13 protein-coding genes are annotated in these 15,502 nt (G+C 65.2%); 9 read left to right on the plus strand and 4 right to left on the minus strand.

What is annotated here, in order from left to right:
• The 3 genes from ACFQNJ_RS08590 to xdhC all read right to left on the minus strand — a co-directional run bounded on the left by ACFQNJ_RS08590 (window position 1) and on the right by xdhC (window position 3,384).
• A complete protein-coding gene (locus tag ACFQNJ_RS08590) occupies window positions 1–1,107 on the minus strand; it encodes an S-(hydroxymethyl)glutathione dehydrogenase/class III alcohol dehydrogenase (protein WP_382256085.1) in 1,107 nt (368 codons plus the stop codon).
• Between the two features lie 48 nt (window positions 1,108–1,155).
• Window positions 1,156–2,352, minus strand: a complete 1,197-nt coding sequence (locus tag ACFQNJ_RS08595) for a urate hydroxylase PuuD (protein ID WP_382256087.1) — start codon at window positions 2,350–2,352, stop codon at window positions 1,156–1,158.
• 171 nt (window positions 2,353–2,523) lie between these two features.
• The gene (gene xdhC / locus ACFQNJ_RS08600) at window positions 2,524–3,384 is read right to left on the minus strand and encodes a xanthine dehydrogenase accessory protein XdhC (RefSeq protein WP_382256089.1); all 861 of its coding nucleotides are present in this window, start codon (window positions 3,382–3,384) and stop codon (window positions 2,524–2,526) included.
• A 186-nt stretch (window positions 3,385–3,570) separates the two neighbouring features.
• Here xdhC and ACFQNJ_RS08605 point away from each other — a divergent pair, with 186 nt between their 5' ends.
• Window positions 3,571–4,077: a hypothetical protein gene (locus ACFQNJ_RS08605; RefSeq protein ID WP_382256092.1), complete on the plus strand. Its 507-nt coding sequence runs from the start codon at window positions 3,571–3,573 to the stop codon at window positions 4,075–4,077.
• 66 nt (window positions 4,078–4,143) lie between these two features.
• Here ACFQNJ_RS08605 and uraH read toward each other — a convergent pair whose 3' ends face one another.
• Window positions 4,144–4,497, minus strand: coding sequence for a hydroxyisourate hydrolase (gene uraH / locus ACFQNJ_RS08610; RefSeq protein ID WP_374643409.1), 354 nt, complete (start codon window positions 4,495–4,497; stop codon window positions 4,144–4,146).
• Window positions 4,498–4,557: 60 nt separating this feature from the next.
• Here uraH and ACFQNJ_RS08615 point away from each other — a divergent pair, with 60 nt between their 5' ends.
• From ACFQNJ_RS08615 to ACFQNJ_RS08650, 8 genes are all read left to right on the plus strand, one after another.
• Window positions 4,558–5,235: a GntR family transcriptional regulator gene (locus ACFQNJ_RS08615; RefSeq protein ID WP_382256095.1), complete on the plus strand. Its 678-nt coding sequence runs from the start codon at window positions 4,558–4,560 to the stop codon at window positions 5,233–5,235.
• Between the two features lie 10 nt (window positions 5,236–5,245).
• Window positions 5,246–6,196 carry an allantoinase PuuE gene (gene puuE, locus ACFQNJ_RS08620; protein ID WP_382256097.1) on the plus strand — a complete coding sequence of 317 codons (951 nt, stop codon included), beginning with the start codon at window positions 5,246–5,248 and terminating at the stop codon, window positions 6,194–6,196.
• Window positions 6,197–6,206: 10 nt separating this feature from the next.
• On the plus strand, window positions 6,207–7,982 hold the full coding sequence (gene uraD, locus ACFQNJ_RS08625) for a 2-oxo-4-hydroxy-4-carboxy-5-ureidoimidazoline decarboxylase (protein ID WP_382256100.1): 1,776 nt from the start codon (window positions 6,207–6,209) through the stop codon (window positions 7,980–7,982).
• An 8-nt stretch (window positions 7,983–7,990) separates the two neighbouring features.
• Complete coding sequence (locus ACFQNJ_RS08630; protein WP_382256103.1) at window positions 7,991–9,244, plus strand: M20 family metallopeptidase; 1,254 nt, start codon at window positions 7,991–7,993, stop codon at window positions 9,242–9,244.
• A 105-nt stretch (window positions 9,245–9,349) separates the two neighbouring features.
• Window positions 9,350–11,647, plus strand: a complete 2,298-nt coding sequence (locus tag ACFQNJ_RS08635; protein ID WP_382256105.1) for an NADP-dependent malic enzyme — start codon at window positions 9,350–9,352, stop codon at window positions 11,645–11,647.
• Between the two features lie 165 nt (window positions 11,648–11,812).
• Window positions 11,813–13,294 (plus strand): nucleobase:cation symporter-2 family protein, encoded by a 1,482-nt coding sequence (locus tag ACFQNJ_RS08640; protein WP_382256108.1) that lies wholly within the window; start codon window positions 11,813–11,815, stop codon window positions 13,292–13,294.
• 271 nt (window positions 13,295–13,565) lie between these two features.
• Window positions 13,566–14,597, plus strand: a complete 1,032-nt coding sequence (locus ACFQNJ_RS08645) for an ABC transporter substrate-binding protein (RefSeq protein ID WP_382256110.1) — start codon at window positions 13,566–13,568, stop codon at window positions 14,595–14,597.
• A gap of 70 nt (window positions 14,598–14,667) precedes the next feature.
• Window positions 14,668–15,501 carry an ABC transporter ATP-binding protein gene (locus ACFQNJ_RS08650; RefSeq protein WP_374643421.1) on the plus strand — a complete coding sequence of 278 codons (834 nt, stop codon included), beginning with the start codon at window positions 14,668–14,670 and terminating at the stop codon, window positions 15,499–15,501.
• Window position 15,502: the final 1 nt, after the last annotated feature.

A 15,502-nucleotide genomic window follows, 5' to 3' on the forward strand; every position in this document is an offset into this window, starting at 1 on the left:
TCAGAACTCCACCACGCTGCGAATGGACTCGCCGCGCTTCATCAGCGCGAAGCCCTCGTTGATGTCGTCGAGCTTGAGCTTGTGCGTGATCAGGCTGTCGATGTCGATCTTGCCGTCCATGTACCAGTCCACGATCTTCGGCACGTCGGTGCGGCCGCGCGCGCCGCCGAAGGCCGAGCCCTCCCACTTGCGGCCGGTGACCAACTGGAACGGGCGGGTGCTGATCTCGGCGCCGGCTTCGGCCACACCGATGATGATGCTGCGGCCCCAGCCCTTGTGGGTGCACTCCAGCGCCTGGCGCATCACCTTGGTGTTGCCGATGCACTCGAAGGAGTAGTCGGCGCCGCCGTCGGTGAGCTGGACGACGGCGTCCACGATGTTTTCATGATCCTTCGGGTTGAGGAAGTGCGTCATGCCGAACTTGCGCGCCATGGCCTCGCGTTCGGGGTTGAGGTCGATGCCGATGATCTTGTCGGCCCCCACCATTCGTGCGCCCTGGATCACGTTCAGGCCGATGCCGCCCAGGCCGAACACCACCACGTTGGCGCCCGCCTCCACCTTGGCGGTGAACAGCACCGCGCCGATGCCGGTGGTGACGCCGCAGCCGATGTAGCAGACCTTGTCAAACGGCGCGTCCTCGCGGATCTTGGCCAGCGCGATCTCCGGCACCACCGTGTAGTTGCTGAAGGTGGACGTACCCATGTAGTGCAGGATGGGCTGGCCGTCGATGGAGAAGCGGCTGGTGGCGTCGGGCATCAGCCCCTTGCCCTGCGTGCCGCGGATGAGCTGACACAGGTTGGTCTTGCGGCTCAGGCAAAACTTGCACTGTCGGCACTCGGGCGTGTAGAGCGGAATGACGTGATCACCCTTCTTGAGCGAGGTCACGCCGGGTCCGACGTCCACCACGATGCCCGCGCCCTCATGGCCCAGGATGGCGGGAAACAGCCCTTCAGGATCGGCGCCGGAGAGGGTGTAGTAGTCGGTGTGGCAGATGCCGGTGGCCTTGATCTCGACCAGCACCTCACCCAATTTCGGGCCCTGCAGATCGACGGTTTCGATGGTCAGGGGTTCACCAGCCTTCCAGGCCACGGCTGCGCGGGTTTTCATCGGGGTTCTCCTGTGCGTTGTCAAACCCCGAGAGTAGCGCAGGAAGGTTCAGTCCACCCGCGCACCGGTCTTGAACCACTGCGCGAACAACGCCCTTTCGTCTTCGGTCAGGCCGGTGGCGTTGTTCAGTGGCATGAGCTTGCTCACCACAACCTGCTGGTACACCGTCTGTGCATGCTTCTTCAGCTCATCGGGCGAGTCCAGGCGCACGCCCTTGCTCTGCAGCGCTTCGCCGTGGCACATCACGCAGCGCTGCTCGACCACCGGTTTGAGCTGGGCATAACCCATGTTCTCGGGCACGGCCGCCGTGGCCACGGGCGCGGGCTTGAGCCAGACGATCAGGCCCAGCAGCACCACCACGCCGACGGCGGCGTACTTCCAGGGATGCGGGTTGCGGCCGAGCTTGTGGCCATGTCGCATCACAAAGAACTGGCGGATGGCCGCACCCGCGAACATGATGGCGATCAGGAACACCCAGTTGTATTCGTGCGCGTAGGTGAAGCTGTAATGGTTGCTGAGCATGGCAAACAGCACCGGCAGCGTGAAGTAGGTGTTGTGCACGCTGCGCTGCTTGCCGCGCTTGCCGTGGATCGGATCGACCGGACGGCCAGCCTTGAGGTCGGCCACCACGGTGCGCTGGCCGGGAATGATCCAGAAGAACACGTTGGCGCTCATGGCGGTGGCCAGCATGGCACCCACCAGCAGGAAGGCCGCGCGACCGGCGAACATCTGCGTGGCGGCGTAGGCTGCGATGCAGACCAGCACCAGCACCGCGGCGCCCACCTTGGCATCGCCGTTCTCGGTCTGGCCCAGGGTTCGGCAGATGCCGTCGTAGAGCAGCCAGAAAACCACCAGGAAGGCCAGTGCCGCTGCGATGGCGCCAGCGGGCGACCAGGACATCACATTGGGGTCGATCAGGTAGACACTCGGGCTCCAGAGGTAGGACACCAGGAACAGCGCAAATCCCGACAGCCAGGTGGAATAGCTTTCCCAGTAGAACCAGTGCAGATGCTCAGGCAGCTTGGGCGGCGAGACGTTGAACTTGACCGGGTGGTAGAAGCCCCCGCCATGCACGGCCCAGAGCTCGCCGGAGACACCATCTTTCTTCAACTGCTCGTCCACCGGCGGGGTGAGGCTGCTGTCGAGGAAGACGAAGTAGAAGGAAGAACCGATCCAGGCAATGGCCACAATGACGTGAAGCCAGCGCAGCAGCAGATTGGCCCAATCGAGCAGGTAGGTTTCCATGGCACCTCAAGACGTGGACGGAAGAACCGTCGATGTTGCCGGCTCACCACCGCGGGCGCTCTGAGCCGATTGAGGGCCGCGTTCGAGCACCTGTCCGATGGACACGACGCTGCACCGCTGCGACCTGATGACGCAAAGTGTATACAGTTTTTGGCGACAACCGGATGGTGGTTAACCCTCAGGCCGAACACCGCACGACGGACCAGGCATGCTGTCGACAAGCAACAATTGCGCCACCACCGAGGCCGCAATCACGGCAGGCGCCTTGCCATGAATGCCCGGGACCCCGATCGGACAGGTCACGCGGGACAGCTCCTGTTCAGAGAAGCCCATGGCCTGGAGCCGGTGCCCGAATCGCGCCCATTTGGTGCGGCTGCCGATCAGCCCGATGAACCCCAGATCGGCCCGGTGACGCTGTCGCCGCAGGCAAGCCGCCACGATGTCCAGGTCCTCGGCATGGGAAAAACTCATCACCAGCACATGGCTGCCCGCATCGAGCTTGTCCACCGCCGCGTGCACCGGATCGGAGTGCTCGGCACGCACGAGAGCGGACAGCGCCGGGGGAAACACACCATCCCGGCTGTCGATCCAGTGCACCGCGTAAGGCAGCGGCCCCAACGCCTGGACCAGCGCCTGCCCCACATGACCGCCGCCAAACAGGGCCAACGGCTGCAGCGGCGAGGCCAGTTGCCGGCCCAGTCTCGCGGCATCCGCCGCACCGACCGCCTCCCAGATGAGTTCAACCCGCCCGCCGCAGCACTGTCCCAGCGAGGGCCCAAGGGCAATCTGGCGGACCACGGGCGACGACGCGCCGCTGGCGAGGGTTTCGCGGGCCAGGCGGATCGCATCCCACTCCAGATGCCCGCCGCCAATGGTGCCGATGACTTCCCGGTCGGTCACCGCCATCCAGGTACCCGCTTCCCTGGGGACCGATCCCCAGGTGCGTCCGACCGTCACCAGTATGGCGGGGTCCAGTGGGAGGGTGTCCAGCAGATGGCCGAGCAAGAGGTCCGGGTGTGGTGTTTTGGCCATGCCAGATGTATGCATGCGTAACCGTTCAGCCATGTGAGGCAGTATCTTCGTCCGCACGATTGCGGGAGCATCGGGTTACGCCATAAACTTTATAAGAGATTTCCCATGCCCCAGGCCTGTTGGGTACAGGCGTTACCATTCACGCCACGTCCTGATCCCGCCCGGACTCACGGAGACCGCAGCACCATGACCACCCTTCGCCTCTTTTCCGGATGGCGTGCCATTCTTGGCGCGGCCACCGCCGTTCTGCTTGCTTCTTGCGCATCTCCCCCGCCGCCGCCAGCTCCGGTGGTCGATGTGGCGCCCCCGCCGCCGGTGGCGAAGGCACCGGAACCGGAGCCGGAGATCGTTTCTCATGCCGTCAGCCCCCGCGACTACCGTCAGGACGGCGCACGCCACATCTACAGCAAGAACAGCCACCGGATTTTCAAGGGCCGGATGCCACCCCTGCTTCAGGGCGTGGGCACCATGCAGTTGCACATCGGACGCCGGGGTGAAGTGCTGGCCATGAACTGGATGCGTCCGCCGAGTCACCCGGGGGCCAAGGCCGAGATCGAGCGCACGGTCATGGCCGCTGCGCCCTACCCGGCTCCGATCAGACTGGGTGGCGTGGTGTACACGGACACCTGGCTGTGGGACAAGAGCGGCCGTTTTCAGCTGGACACCCTCACCGAAGGCCAGCGCTCGCGCTGAACACGCCCGCGACCTCCGGAGAAGCCCGCCCTGTGCGGGCTTTTTCGTGGGCAATCCCGGCGGCGGTCAGCTGCCGCGGTAGGTGGAATAGCTCCAGGGGCTGACCAGCAAGGGCACGTGGTAGTGCTGGTCCGCGTGCGCCACCCCGAAGTCGATCGACACCCGGTTGAGGAAGTTGGGTTCCGGCAGACTGACACCCGTGCGCGCGAAGTAGCCCTGCACATCGAAGACCAGGCGGTAGGTGCCGACCTTGAGGCTTTCGTTGTCGTAGAGTGGTCCGTCCGGGTTGCGACCGTCGTGGTTGAGCTCAAAGCGTTTGACCAGGGTCGCCTGTGCGCCTTGGGTGGTGTAGAGCTCGACGGTCATGCCGGCGGCCGGGCAGCCGTGCATGGTGTCCAGAACGTGGGTGCTGAGGCCCATGGCTGATCCTTTCAGGTTGGTCGACCGAAAGTGTATACACTTTTTGTTTTTCTGGATATGATGACCCGCATGGAAACGTCCAGCACCAACCACATTGTTGAATCGCTGACCCGGGCCATCGTCGAGCACCGGCTGCACCCGGGCACCAAGCTGGCCGAGCAGAAGCTGGCCGACCACTTCGGCGTGTCGAGGACCCTTGTCCGCCAGGCCTTGTTCCAGCTCGCACAGAACCGGCTCATCCGTCTGGAGCCGGCGCGCGGTGCCTTTGTGGCCGCCCCGTCGGTGGACGAAGCCAAACAGGTGTTCGCTGTCCGGCGCATGCTCGAAACCGAGATGACCCGGGCATTCGTGCGTCAGGTCACCCCGGCGAAGATCAAGGCGCTGCGGGACCACGTGGCCCAGGAGAAGAAAGCGGTCGACAACCAGGACGTGCCCGGACGCACCGAGCTGCTTGGCGACTTCCACGTGCGCATGGCCGAACTCATGGGCAATCAGGTGCTGGCCGAACTGCTGCGCGAGCTGATTTCCCGTTGCGCCCTGATCACCCTGATGTACCAGAGCACCACCGCCGCCGAGCATTCGAACGAGGAGCACGCGGAGATCGTCAGGGCCCTGGCCGCGCGCGACGAGGGCCTGGCCGTGCGCCTGATGGACGAGCACCTGGCGCACGTCGAAGCCGGACTGACCTTCGACCGCAAGCTGCCCACCAACGACCTGTCGATGGCCCTGTCCTCCTGAGCGATATCCCATGATCTACGACTCGACCGCCCCCTATCCGCGCGACCTGATCGGCTACGGCCGCGACGTACCCCATGCCCGCTGGCCGGGCGGCGCCCGCATCGCGGTGCAGTTCGTCCTCAACTACGAGGAAGGCGGAGAGAACTCCGTGCTGCACGGCGACCAGGCCAGCGAGCAGTTCCTCTCGGAGATGTTCAACCCCGCCGCCTTCGAGGCCCGCCACATCAGCATGGAGGGCATCTACGAATACGGCTCACGCGCCGGCGTGTGGCGCCTGCTGCGCGAGTTCGAGCGACGCGATCTGCCGCTGACCGTGTTCGGCGTGTCGACGGCCCTGCAGAAGCACCCTGAGCTGACAGCGGCCTTCAAGGAACTCGGTCACGACATCGCCTGCCACGGGTTGAAGTGGATCCACTACCAGAACATCGACGAGGCCACCGAGCGCGCCCACATGGCCGAGGCCATGCAGATCATCCAGGACCTCACGGGCGAACGCGCGCTGGGCTGGTACACCGGCCGAGACAGCCCCAACACCCGCCGCCTGGTGGCCGACTATGGCGGTTTCGAATACGACAGCGACTACTACGGCGACGACCTGCCCTTCTGGATGAAGGTGCGCAAGACCGACGGCAGTGACACCCACCAGCTCATCGTGCCCTACACGCTGGACTGCAACGACATGCGCTTCGCGCTGCCGCAGGGCTATTCGCACGCCGATCCGTTCTTCCAGTACATGAAGGACGCCTTCGACGCGCTCTACGCCGAGGGTGACCCGAACGGACTGGACCGGCCCAAGATGATGAGCATCGGCATGCACTGTCGCCTGCTCGGCCGCCCGGGCCGCATCACCGCACTGCAACGCTTCCTCGACCACATCCAGTCGCACGACAAGGTCTGGGTGGCGCGCCGCCTGGACATCGCGCGGCACTGGAAGGCCACGCACCCGCTGAACCCTGCCTGAGGCCAACGACATGCCATTGACTTTGGACCAACTGAACGCTGCGCCCCTGCCCGAGGCGCTGCAGATGCTCGACGGCCTGTACGAGCATTCGCCCTGGATCGCCGAGCGCGCCCTCGCGCAGCGACCGTTTGCCTCGCTGGCGCAACTCAAGCATGCGATGACACTCGTGCTCGACGAGGCTGGCGTGGAGCCGCAGCTGGCGCTGATCCGCGCACACCCGGAGCTGGCCGGCAAGGCCATGGTGAGCAAGACCCTCACCGCCGAATCGACCAACGAGCAGACCAAGGCAGGCCTGACCAACTGCACACCCGAAGAGTTCGCGCACATCCAGCAATTGAATGCGGCCTACAACGCCAAGTTCGGCTTTCCCTTCATCCTGGCGGTGCGCGGCCCGCGCGGCACGGGGCTCACCAAGGCGCAGATCATCGAGGCCTTCGAGCGCCGCCTGCACGGTCACCCGGACTTCGAGCGCGCCGAATGCTTGCGCAACATCCACCGCATCGCGGAGATCCGCCTGAACGACAAGTTCGGCTTTGAGCCCGTCGATGGCCAGCGCGTGTGGGACTGGCAGGAAGCGCTGGCGCAGCACAGCGACCCGGGCTATGTGGAGAAGGGCCAGCTCACCGTCACTTACCTGACCGACGCACACCGCGCCTGCGCCCAGCGCATCAGCCACTGGATGAAGGACTGCGGCTTCGACGAGATCGAGATCGACGCCGTGGGCAACGTGGTCGGCCGCTACCACCCTGCCACACCCGGCGCCAGGTACCTGATCACCGGCAGTCACTTCGACACCGTGCGCAACGGCGGCAAGTACGACGGACGGCTGGGCATCTTCGTGCCCATGGCCTGCGTGCAGAAGCTGCACGCCGCCGGGAAGCGCCTGCCCTTCGGCATCGAGCTGGTGGCCTTTGCCGAAGAGGAAGGCCAGCGCTACAAGGCCACCTTCCTCGGCTCCGGTGCACTCACCGGCCACTTCGACCCGACTTGGCTCGACCAGAAGGACGCCGACGGCATCACCATGCGTGAGGCCATGCAGCACGCCGGCCTGTGCATCGACGACATTCCCAAACTGCAGCGCGACCCCACGCAGTACCTGGGCTTCATCGAGGTGCACATCGAGCAGGGCCCGGTGCTCAACGAGCTGAACCTGCCGCTGGGCATCGTCACCAGCATCAACGGCAGCGTTCGCTATGTGGGCGAAGTCATCGGCATGGCCAGCCACGCCGGCACCACACCCATGGACCGGCGCCGCGACGCCGCGGCCGCGGTGGCCGAGCTGATTCTGTTCGCAGAAGAGCGCGCCGCGCAGGACGGTGACTCGGTGGCCACCGTCGGCATGCTGCAGGTGCCCAGCGGCTCGATCAACGTGGTTCCCGGCGCCTGCAAGTTCAGCCTGGACATTCGCGCGCCCATCGACGAGCAGCGCGACGCGGTGGTGCGCGACGTGCTGGCAAAACTCAGCGAGATCTGCGAACGCCGCGGCGTGCGCTACACGCTTGAAGAAACCATGCGCGCCGCCGCTGCGCCCAGCGCCCCCGAATGGCAGGCGCGATGGGAAGCCGCCGCCACCGCGCTCGGTGTGCCGATCCACCGCATGCCCAGCGGTGCCGGGCACGACGCGATGAAGCTGCACGAAGTCATGCCGCAGGCCATGCTGTTCGTGCGCGGCGAGAACAGCGGCATCAGTCACAACCCTCTGGAATCGACCACCGCCGACGACATGGACTTGGCCGTCAAGGCCTTCGACCATGTGCTGCAACAACTCACACAGGCAACCGCCTGAACACCGACATGACCAACCCACATCAGCAACTCGACGCCTGGATCGACGCCCACTTTGACGAGGAAGTGCAGTTCCTGCAGGAACTCATCCGCGTGCCCACCGACACACCGCCCGGCAACAACGCGCCGCACGCAGAGCGCACCGCCGAACTGCTGGCCGCGATGGGCCTGCCCGCGGAGAAGCACGCCGTGCCGGACGCCGAGGTCAAGGCCGCCGGGCTGGAAACCATCACCAACCTGATCGTGCGCCGCCGCTATGGCGACGGTGGCAAAACCATCGCCCTCAACGCCCACGGCGATGTGGTGCCGCCCGGCGAGGGCTGGACACACGACCCCTACGGTGGCGAGGTTGCGGACGGCAGGATCTATGGCCGCGCCGCGGCGGTGAGCAAGTGCGACATCGCCAGCTTCACCTACGCCATCCGGGCCCTCGAATCGCTGGCTGCGCCGCTCAAGGGTGGCGTCGAACTGCACGTCACCTATGACGAGGAATTCGGCGGCGAGGTTGGCCCCGGCTGGCTGCTGGACAAGGGCCTGACCAAGCCCGATCTGATGATCGCCGCCGGCTTCAGCTATCAGGTGGTGGTGGCGCACAACGGCTGCCTGCAGCTGGAAGTGACGGTGCATGGCGACATGTCGCACGCCGCCATTCCCGACAGCGGCACCGACGCCCTGCAGGGAGCCACCCACATCCTCAACGCGCTCTACGCGCTCAATGCCGACTACCTGAAGGTGACCTCGAACGTAGAAGGCATTACCCATCCCTACCTGAACGTCGGTCTGATCCAGGGCGGCACCAACACCAACGTGATCCCGGGCAAGGTGGTGCTCAAGCTCGACCGACGCATGATCCCCGAGGAAGATCCGGCCGAAGTGGAGGCCTCCTTGCGCCGCACGATCGAGCAGGCCGCGGCCAGCTTCCATCCGCCGCGGGGCGGCAAGGCCATCCGTGTCGAGGTCAAGCGCATGCTGCTGGCCCGCGCCATGAAGCCGCTGGCCGGCAACGCACCCCTGGTGCAAGCCATCCAGAAGCACGGGCAGGAGCTGTTCGGCGAGCCCATCCCTGCCGTGGGTACCCCGCTCTACACCGACGTGCGCCTGTATGTCGAGCGCGGTATCCCGGGCGTGATCTATGGCGCCGGTCCGCGTACCGTGCGCGAATCGAATGCCAAGCGCGCCGACGAAAATCTGGTGCTCGAAGATCTGCGCCGCGCCACCAAGGTCGTGGCACGCACGCTGCTGGACCTGCTGGCTGCGCACTGAGCGCCGCCCCCCTGCGGTGCCGGTTATCCGGGGTACCTGACGTTCCGGTCCGCCGTGTCACAATGTTCGCCCGCCCCTGCGGGCGGACCGGACCCTGGAGACCACATGACCCCCGCTGAACAAGCCCTGCGCGACGCCGCACTCGAATACCACCGCTCGCCCGCCAAGGGCAAGATCACCGTCAACCCGACGAAGCCCCTGTCGAACCAGCGCGACCTGTCGCTGGCGTACTCGCCTGGGGTCGCCTACCCCTGCCTGGCCATCCAGGCCGACCCCACCCTGGCCGCCGAGTACACCAGCCGCGGCAACCTGGTCGGTGTCATCACCAACGGCACCGCGGTGCTGGGCCTGGGCGACATCGGCCCGCTGGCCGGCAAGCCGGTGATGGAGGGCAAGGGCTGCCTGTTCAAGAAGTTCGCCGGCATCGACGTGTTCGACATCGAACTGGCCGAGCGCGACCCCGACAAGCTGGTCGAGATCATTGCCTCGCTGGAGCCGACGCTGGGCGGCATCAACCTGGAAGACATCAAGGCGCCCGAGTGCTTCTACATCGAGAAGAAGCTGCGCGAGCGCATGAACATCCCGGTCTTCCACGATGACCAGCATGGCACCGCCATCATCTCCAGTGCGGCCCTGCTCAACGGGCTGGAGCTGGTGGGCAAGGACATCGGCCAGGTGAAGGTGGCCGTCTCGGGCGCGGGCGCAGCCGCCATCGCATGCCTGGACGTGATGGTGGGTCTGGGTGTCAATCCCGCCAACATCCTGGTCTGCGACTCCAAGGGCGTGATCCACAGCGAGCGCGAGGACGCCAAGGCCGGCAAGCTCGACGCCTCCAAACAACGCTATTGCCAGACAACGACCGCTCGCACGCTGGCCGACGCGGTCAACGGCGCCGACGTGTTCCTGGGCTGTTCGGCCCCAGGCGTGCTGACAGTGGACATGGTCAAGACCATGGCCGACAAGCCCATCATCCTGGCCCTGGCCAATCCGGAGCCCGAAATCCGCCCCGAGCTGGCCAAGGTAGCCCGGCCGGACTGCATCATCGCCACCGGCCGTTCCGACTACCCCAACCAGGTCAACAACGTCCTGTGCTTCCCGTACATCTTCCGCGGCGCGCTGGACTGCGGCGCCACCAAGATCACCGAGGAAATGAAGCTGGCCTGCGTGCGCCAGATCGCCGATCTGGCCAAGAGCGAGATCAGCGACGAGGTGGCCGCCGCCTATGTGGGCCAGGAACTGACCTTCGGCCCCGAGTACCTGATTCCCAAGCCCTTCGACACGCGCCTGATCCTCAAGATCGCGCCGGCGGTGGCACAGGCGGCAGCCGATTCCGGTGTGGCCACCCGCCCCATCACCGACATGGAGGCGTACAAGGAGTCGCTCTCGCGCTTCGTGACGCAGACCGGCATCCTGATGCGGCCGATCTTCAATGCCGCCAAGTCCATCCCCGCCGGCAAGAAGCGCGTGGCCTATGCCGATGGTGAGGACGAGCGCGCGCTGCGGGCGGCCCAGATGGCGATCGATGAAGGCATTGCCACGCCAATCCTGATCGGCCGCCCGGCGGTGATCAATGCCCGCATCCAGAAGGCCGGTCTGCGCATCCGCCTGGGCGTGGACGTGGAGAACGTCAACCCCGAGGACGACCCGCGATTCCGCCAGTACTGGGAGCACTACCACGGCCTCATGAAACGCCACGGCGCGACGCCCGAGGTGGCCAAGGCCGCCGTACGCCGCTCCAACACCATCATCGGTTCGCTGATGGTTTCGCTGGGCGATGCCGATGCGCTGATCTGCGGCCTGGTGGGCACCTACGCCACGCACCTGGAACGCATCGACAGCATCCTGGGCAAGCAGGCCGGCGTGAGCAACTACGCCGCCGTCAACGCGCTGATGACCGATCGTGGTCCCTTGTTCATTGCCGATACCTACGTCAATGAGGATCCCAGCGCCGAGCAACTGGCCGAGATCGCGTGGATGGCGGCCCAGGAAGTGCAGCGCTTCGGACTGCCGCCCAAGGTGGCGTTCCTGTCGCATTCCAGCTTCGGGTCGTCCAAGCGCGCTTCGGCGAAGAAGATGCGCGCTGCCCGCGACATCTTCGTGGCGGCCCACCCGGACATCGAATGCGACGGGGAGCTGCATGGCGATGCGGCGCTGCAGCCCGAGATCCGCAGCGCCTACCTGGGCGATTCCACCCTGAGCGGATCGGCGAATCTGCTGGTCTGTCCCAACGTGGATGCGGCCAACATCCTCTACAACGTGCTCAAGACCCTGGCCAGTGGCGGGGTGACGGTGGGGCCTGTGCTCATGGGGGTGAACCGGACCGCGTACATCCTGACGCCAGCGGCCACCGTTCGCCGCGTGTTGAACATGACGGCCCTGGCGGCCGCCAGCCAACGGGCCTGACGGGGACCAACCGTGCGGCAGCCCAGGGGCGCTTCGGCGCCCCTTTTTTGTGTCCGGCAGCCTTCGTCCTGCGGGTAAACCCCATCGCTCGTCCATTTCAATGTACACATAATCTGTATACAGTTTTGCATGCGATTGAGGGGTAAGTGCCCCCAGGAGACGACCATGAGCCCTGATGTTCACCCTGTCGACGAGCGCCTGCCCCACGGCAAGCTGGCCGCGCTGGGCCTGCAGCATGTGCTGGTGATGTATGCCGGCGCGGTGGCTGTCCCGCTCATCGTCGGCCGGGCGCTCAAGCTCAGCCCGGAGCAGGTGGCCATGCTGATTTCGGCCGACCTGTTTTGCTGCGGCATCGTCACCCTGATCCAGTCGCTGGGGGCCACCCAGTGGTTCGGCATCAGGTTGCCGGTCATGATGGGGGTGACCTTCGCTTCCGTGGCCCCCATGGTAGCCATGGCGAACAGCCATCCGGGAACAGACGGCACGGGCCTGATCTTTGGCTCCATCATCGGGGCGGGTGTGATCTCGATACTCATCGCGCCACTGGTCAGCCGCATGCTGCGCTTCTTTCCACCGGTCGTGACCGGCACCATCATTGCCGTCATCGGGATCAGCCTGATGAGGATCGGCATCAACTGGATCTTCGGCAACCCCTTCGGCCCGACCGCCCCCTCGGTACCCAACCCGGAGCACCTGGCCTGGCTGGAAGCCGCCAAGCAAGCTGCAGCCAACGGCAGTGTGCCGCCGGTGCCCCAGGGCATGGCCATCGTGGGTTCGGTGCCCAACCCCAAGTACGCTCAGCTGTCGCACATCGGCATTGCCGCCATCGTGCTGTGCTCCATCCTGCTGATCGCCAAATACGCCCGCGGCTTTGTGGGCAACATCTCGGTGCTGCTGGGCATCGTCATCGGTGGCGTCATCGCCACGGCCGCCGGCATGATGGGCTTTGAGAAAGTGGCCAAGGCCAACTGGTTTGACCTGGTGCTGCCCTTTGAAATTGCCCGCCCGATCTTCGACCCAATCTTGATCGTGACCATGACGCTGGTCATGATCGTGGTCATGATCGAATCGACCGGCATGTTCCTGGCGCTGGGCGAGATGACCGACCGCAAGGTCGACCAGAAGGCCCTGACCGCCGGCCTCCGCACCGACGGTATGGGGACGCTGATTGGCGGCATCTTCAACACCTTTCCGTACACCAGCTTTTCGCAAAACGTGGGGCTGGTGGGCGTCACCGGCGTCAAGAGCCGCTTCGTGTGTGTGGCCGGTGGCGTGATCCTGATCGTGCTGGGTCTGCTGCCCAAGATGGCGGCCCTGGTCGAATCCCTGCCCACCTTCGTGCTGGGCGGTGCAGGCCTGGTGATGTTCGGCATGGTGGCCGCCACCGGCATCCGCATCCTGGCTGGCGTGGACTATCGCCACAACCGCAACAACCTCTTCATCGTCGCGGTCTCGATCGGCATGGGCATGATTCCGCTGATCGCGCCCAACTTCAAACAGTGGATGCCCCATGCCATCCACCCGCTGATCGAGTCGGGCATCCTGCTTGCGTCGATCAGCGCGGTGCTGCTGAACCTGTATTTCAACGGCGGCAAGGCCGATGAGCAGGCGGTCATCGTGGCCGCCAGGCAAGCCGACGCGCACTGAAGCGGCGACAGTTCACCGAAAGAAGGCCCCCAGTGGGCCTTCTTTTCGTTGCGGATACCCCCGATACCCCGGGTCGCCCCCGATTGGTGCGAGCCTGGTCTGCGTGCACCATATCGATGCCCGAGCACCAAGACATTGGCCAGGAAAAGCGTCATCTTGTATACAGTTACTGTGTTCAATGTGACCCTGACCCCCGTGCTCATCTGGCACTGATCTTGCTGAACCTTCAGACACGTCTGCCACCGCAGCCTTCCACCCGCACGGAGATCACATGCACAAGCGACACTTTCTCAAGACCGCCGCCGCCCTGGCCGCGACCGCTGCCTTCGGAGCCGCGCAGGCACAGACCGCCCTGAAGTTCCAGCTGGACTGGCGCTTCGAGGGTCCCGCCGCCCTGTTCCTGCAGTCGGCGGCGAAGGGTTACTACAAAGCGGCCGGTCTGGATGTGACCATCGATGCGGGCAACGGCTCGGGCGGCACCGTCACCCGTGTCGCCTCGGGCACCTACGACATGGGCTTTGCCGACATGGCCGCGCTGATGGAGTTCCACGCCAACAACCCGGATGCGCCCAACAAGCCGGTGGCCGTGATGATGGTCTACAACAACACCCCAGCGGCGGTGCTGGCCCTCAAGAAGAGTGGCATCACCAAGGTCGGTGACCTCACGGGCAAGAAACTGGGGGCCCCCGTGTTCGATGCCGGCCGCAAGGCGTTCCCCATCTTCCAGAAAGCCAACAATGTGGGCAACGTGGCCTGGACGGCCATGGACCCGCCGCTGCGTGAAACCATGCTGGTGCGTGGCGACATCGACGCGATCACGGGTTTCTCGTTCACCTCGCTGCTGAACCTGGAAGCACGTGGGGCCAAGCCTGCGGACGTGGTCGTCTTTCCCTACGCCGAGCACGGGGTCAAACTGTATGGCAACGCCATCATCGCCAGCCCCAAGCTGATCAAGGAGAACCCGGCTGCCATCAAGGCATTCCTTGCTGCGTTCGCCAAGGGGGCCAGGGAAGTCATGGCGAACCCCGCCGCCAGCATCGAAACGGTCAAAGCGCGTGACGGCATCATCAACGTGGCGCTGGAAACCCGGCGCCTGCAGATGGCCATCGATGCCGTGGTCGCCAGCCCCGACGCCCGCAAGGAGGGCTTTGGCCAGGCCGTACCTGCCCGCCTGGCGTTGATGGCTTCCCAAGTGTCGGACGCCTTCGGCACCAAGACCCGCATTGATCCGAATGCGGTGTGGAACCCGTCCATGCTGCCGCCGGCTGCCGATCTGAACATCCTGCCGCCCGCCAGGAAGTGATCCGGCCTCGCGCCAGTTCAACTGGCCTGGGCCAGCTGCCACGGCAGCTGGCCTTTTTTCAGGACCCAACATGACCGATGCCATCTCCAACGACAAGGCCTTCGTCGACTTCGACGGCGTCTGGCTGGCCTACAACGACGACCTGCTGGCCAAGAACATCTTCGCGGTCGAGGACATCAACCTGAAGGTTCGGCAGGGCGAGTTCATTGCCATCGTCGGACCATCGGGCTGCGGCAAATCCACCTTCATGAAGCTCACCACCGGGCTGAAGATGCCCAGCATGGGCAAAATCACCATCGACGGCCAACCGGTCAACGGTCCTCTGAAGATCTCGGGCATGGCCTTTCAGGCGCCCTCCCTGCTGCCCTGGCGCACCACGCTGGACAACGTACTGTTGCCGCTGGAGATCGTGGAGCCCTTCCGCAGCCAGTTCAAGGACCGGCGCAAGGAGTTCGAGGAACGGGCAAAAAAGCTGCTGGCCAGCGTCGGACTGGGCGGCATGGAGAAGAAATACCCCTGGGAACTCTCCGGCGGCATGCAGCAGCGCGCCAGCATCTGCCGCGCGTTGATCCATGAACCCAAGATGCTGCTGCTCGACGAACCTTTCGGGGCCCTCGATGCGTTCACCCGAGAGGAGCTGTGGTGCACCTTGCGCGACCTCTGGGAGGCCCAGCGGTTCAACGTCATCCTGGTCACGCACGACCTGCGCGAGAGCGTGTTCCTGGCCGACACGGTCTACTGCATGAGCAAGAGCCCGGGCCGCTTCGTCGTCCGGCGCGAAATCCCGATCCCTCGCACCCGCGATCTGGAAGTGACCTACACCCCCGAGTTCACCGACATCGTTCATGAGTTGCGCGGCCACATCGGTGCCATGCGCAAGGCCGGCGCCGTCATCCAACAGTGAG

The organism is Hydrogenophaga bisanensis (assembly GCF_042665135.1).
Taxonomy (GTDB): domain Bacteria; phylum Pseudomonadota; class Gammaproteobacteria; order Burkholderiales; family Burkholderiaceae_C; genus Hydrogenophaga; species Hydrogenophaga bisanensis.

Excerpts from the sequence above, each read along its gene's own strand:
- uraH (WP_374643409.1), bottom strand. The coding sequence starts at position 4,497 with ATGGGCCTCAGCACCCACGTTCTGGACACCATGCACGGCTGCCCGGCC.
- ACFQNJ_RS08640 (WP_382256108.1), top strand. The coding sequence starts at position 11,813 with ATGAGCCCTGATGTTCACCCTGTCGACGAGCGCCTGCCCCACGGCAAG.
- ACFQNJ_RS08630 (WP_382256103.1), top strand. The coding sequence starts at position 7,991 with ATGACCAACCCACATCAGCAACTCGACGCCTGGATCGACGCCCACTTT.
- uraD (WP_382256100.1), top strand. The coding sequence starts at position 6,207 with ATGCCATTGACTTTGGACCAACTGAACGCTGCGCCCCTGCCCGAGGCG.
- ACFQNJ_RS08635 (WP_382256105.1), top strand. The coding sequence starts at position 9,350 with ATGACCCCCGCTGAACAAGCCCTGCGCGACGCCGCACTCGAATACCAC.
- ACFQNJ_RS08615 (WP_382256095.1), top strand. The coding sequence starts at position 4,558 with ATGACCCGCATGGAAACGTCCAGCACCAACCACATTGTTGAATCGCTG.
- ACFQNJ_RS08605 (WP_382256092.1), top strand. The coding sequence starts at position 3,571 with ATGACCACCCTTCGCCTCTTTTCCGGATGGCGTGCCATTCTTGGCGCG.
- ACFQNJ_RS08645 (WP_382256110.1), top strand. The coding sequence starts at position 13,566 with ATGCACAAGCGACACTTTCTCAAGACCGCCGCCGCCCTGGCCGCGACC.
- ACFQNJ_RS08595 (WP_382256087.1), bottom strand. The coding sequence starts at position 2,352 with ATGGAAACCTACCTGCTCGATTGGGCCAATCTGCTGCTGCGCTGGCTT.
- ACFQNJ_RS08590 (WP_382256085.1), bottom strand. The coding sequence starts at position 1,107 with ATGAAAACCCGCGCAGCCGTGGCCTGGAAGGCTGGTGAACCCCTGACC.
- xdhC (WP_382256089.1), bottom strand. The coding sequence starts at position 3,384 with ATGGCCAAAACACCACACCCGGACCTCTTGCTCGGCCATCTGCTGGAC.
- ACFQNJ_RS08650 (WP_374643421.1), top strand. The coding sequence starts at position 14,668 with ATGACCGATGCCATCTCCAACGACAAGGCCTTCGTCGACTTCGACGGC.
- puuE (WP_382256097.1), top strand. The coding sequence starts at position 5,246 with ATGATCTACGACTCGACCGCCCCCTATCCGCGCGACCTGATCGGCTAC.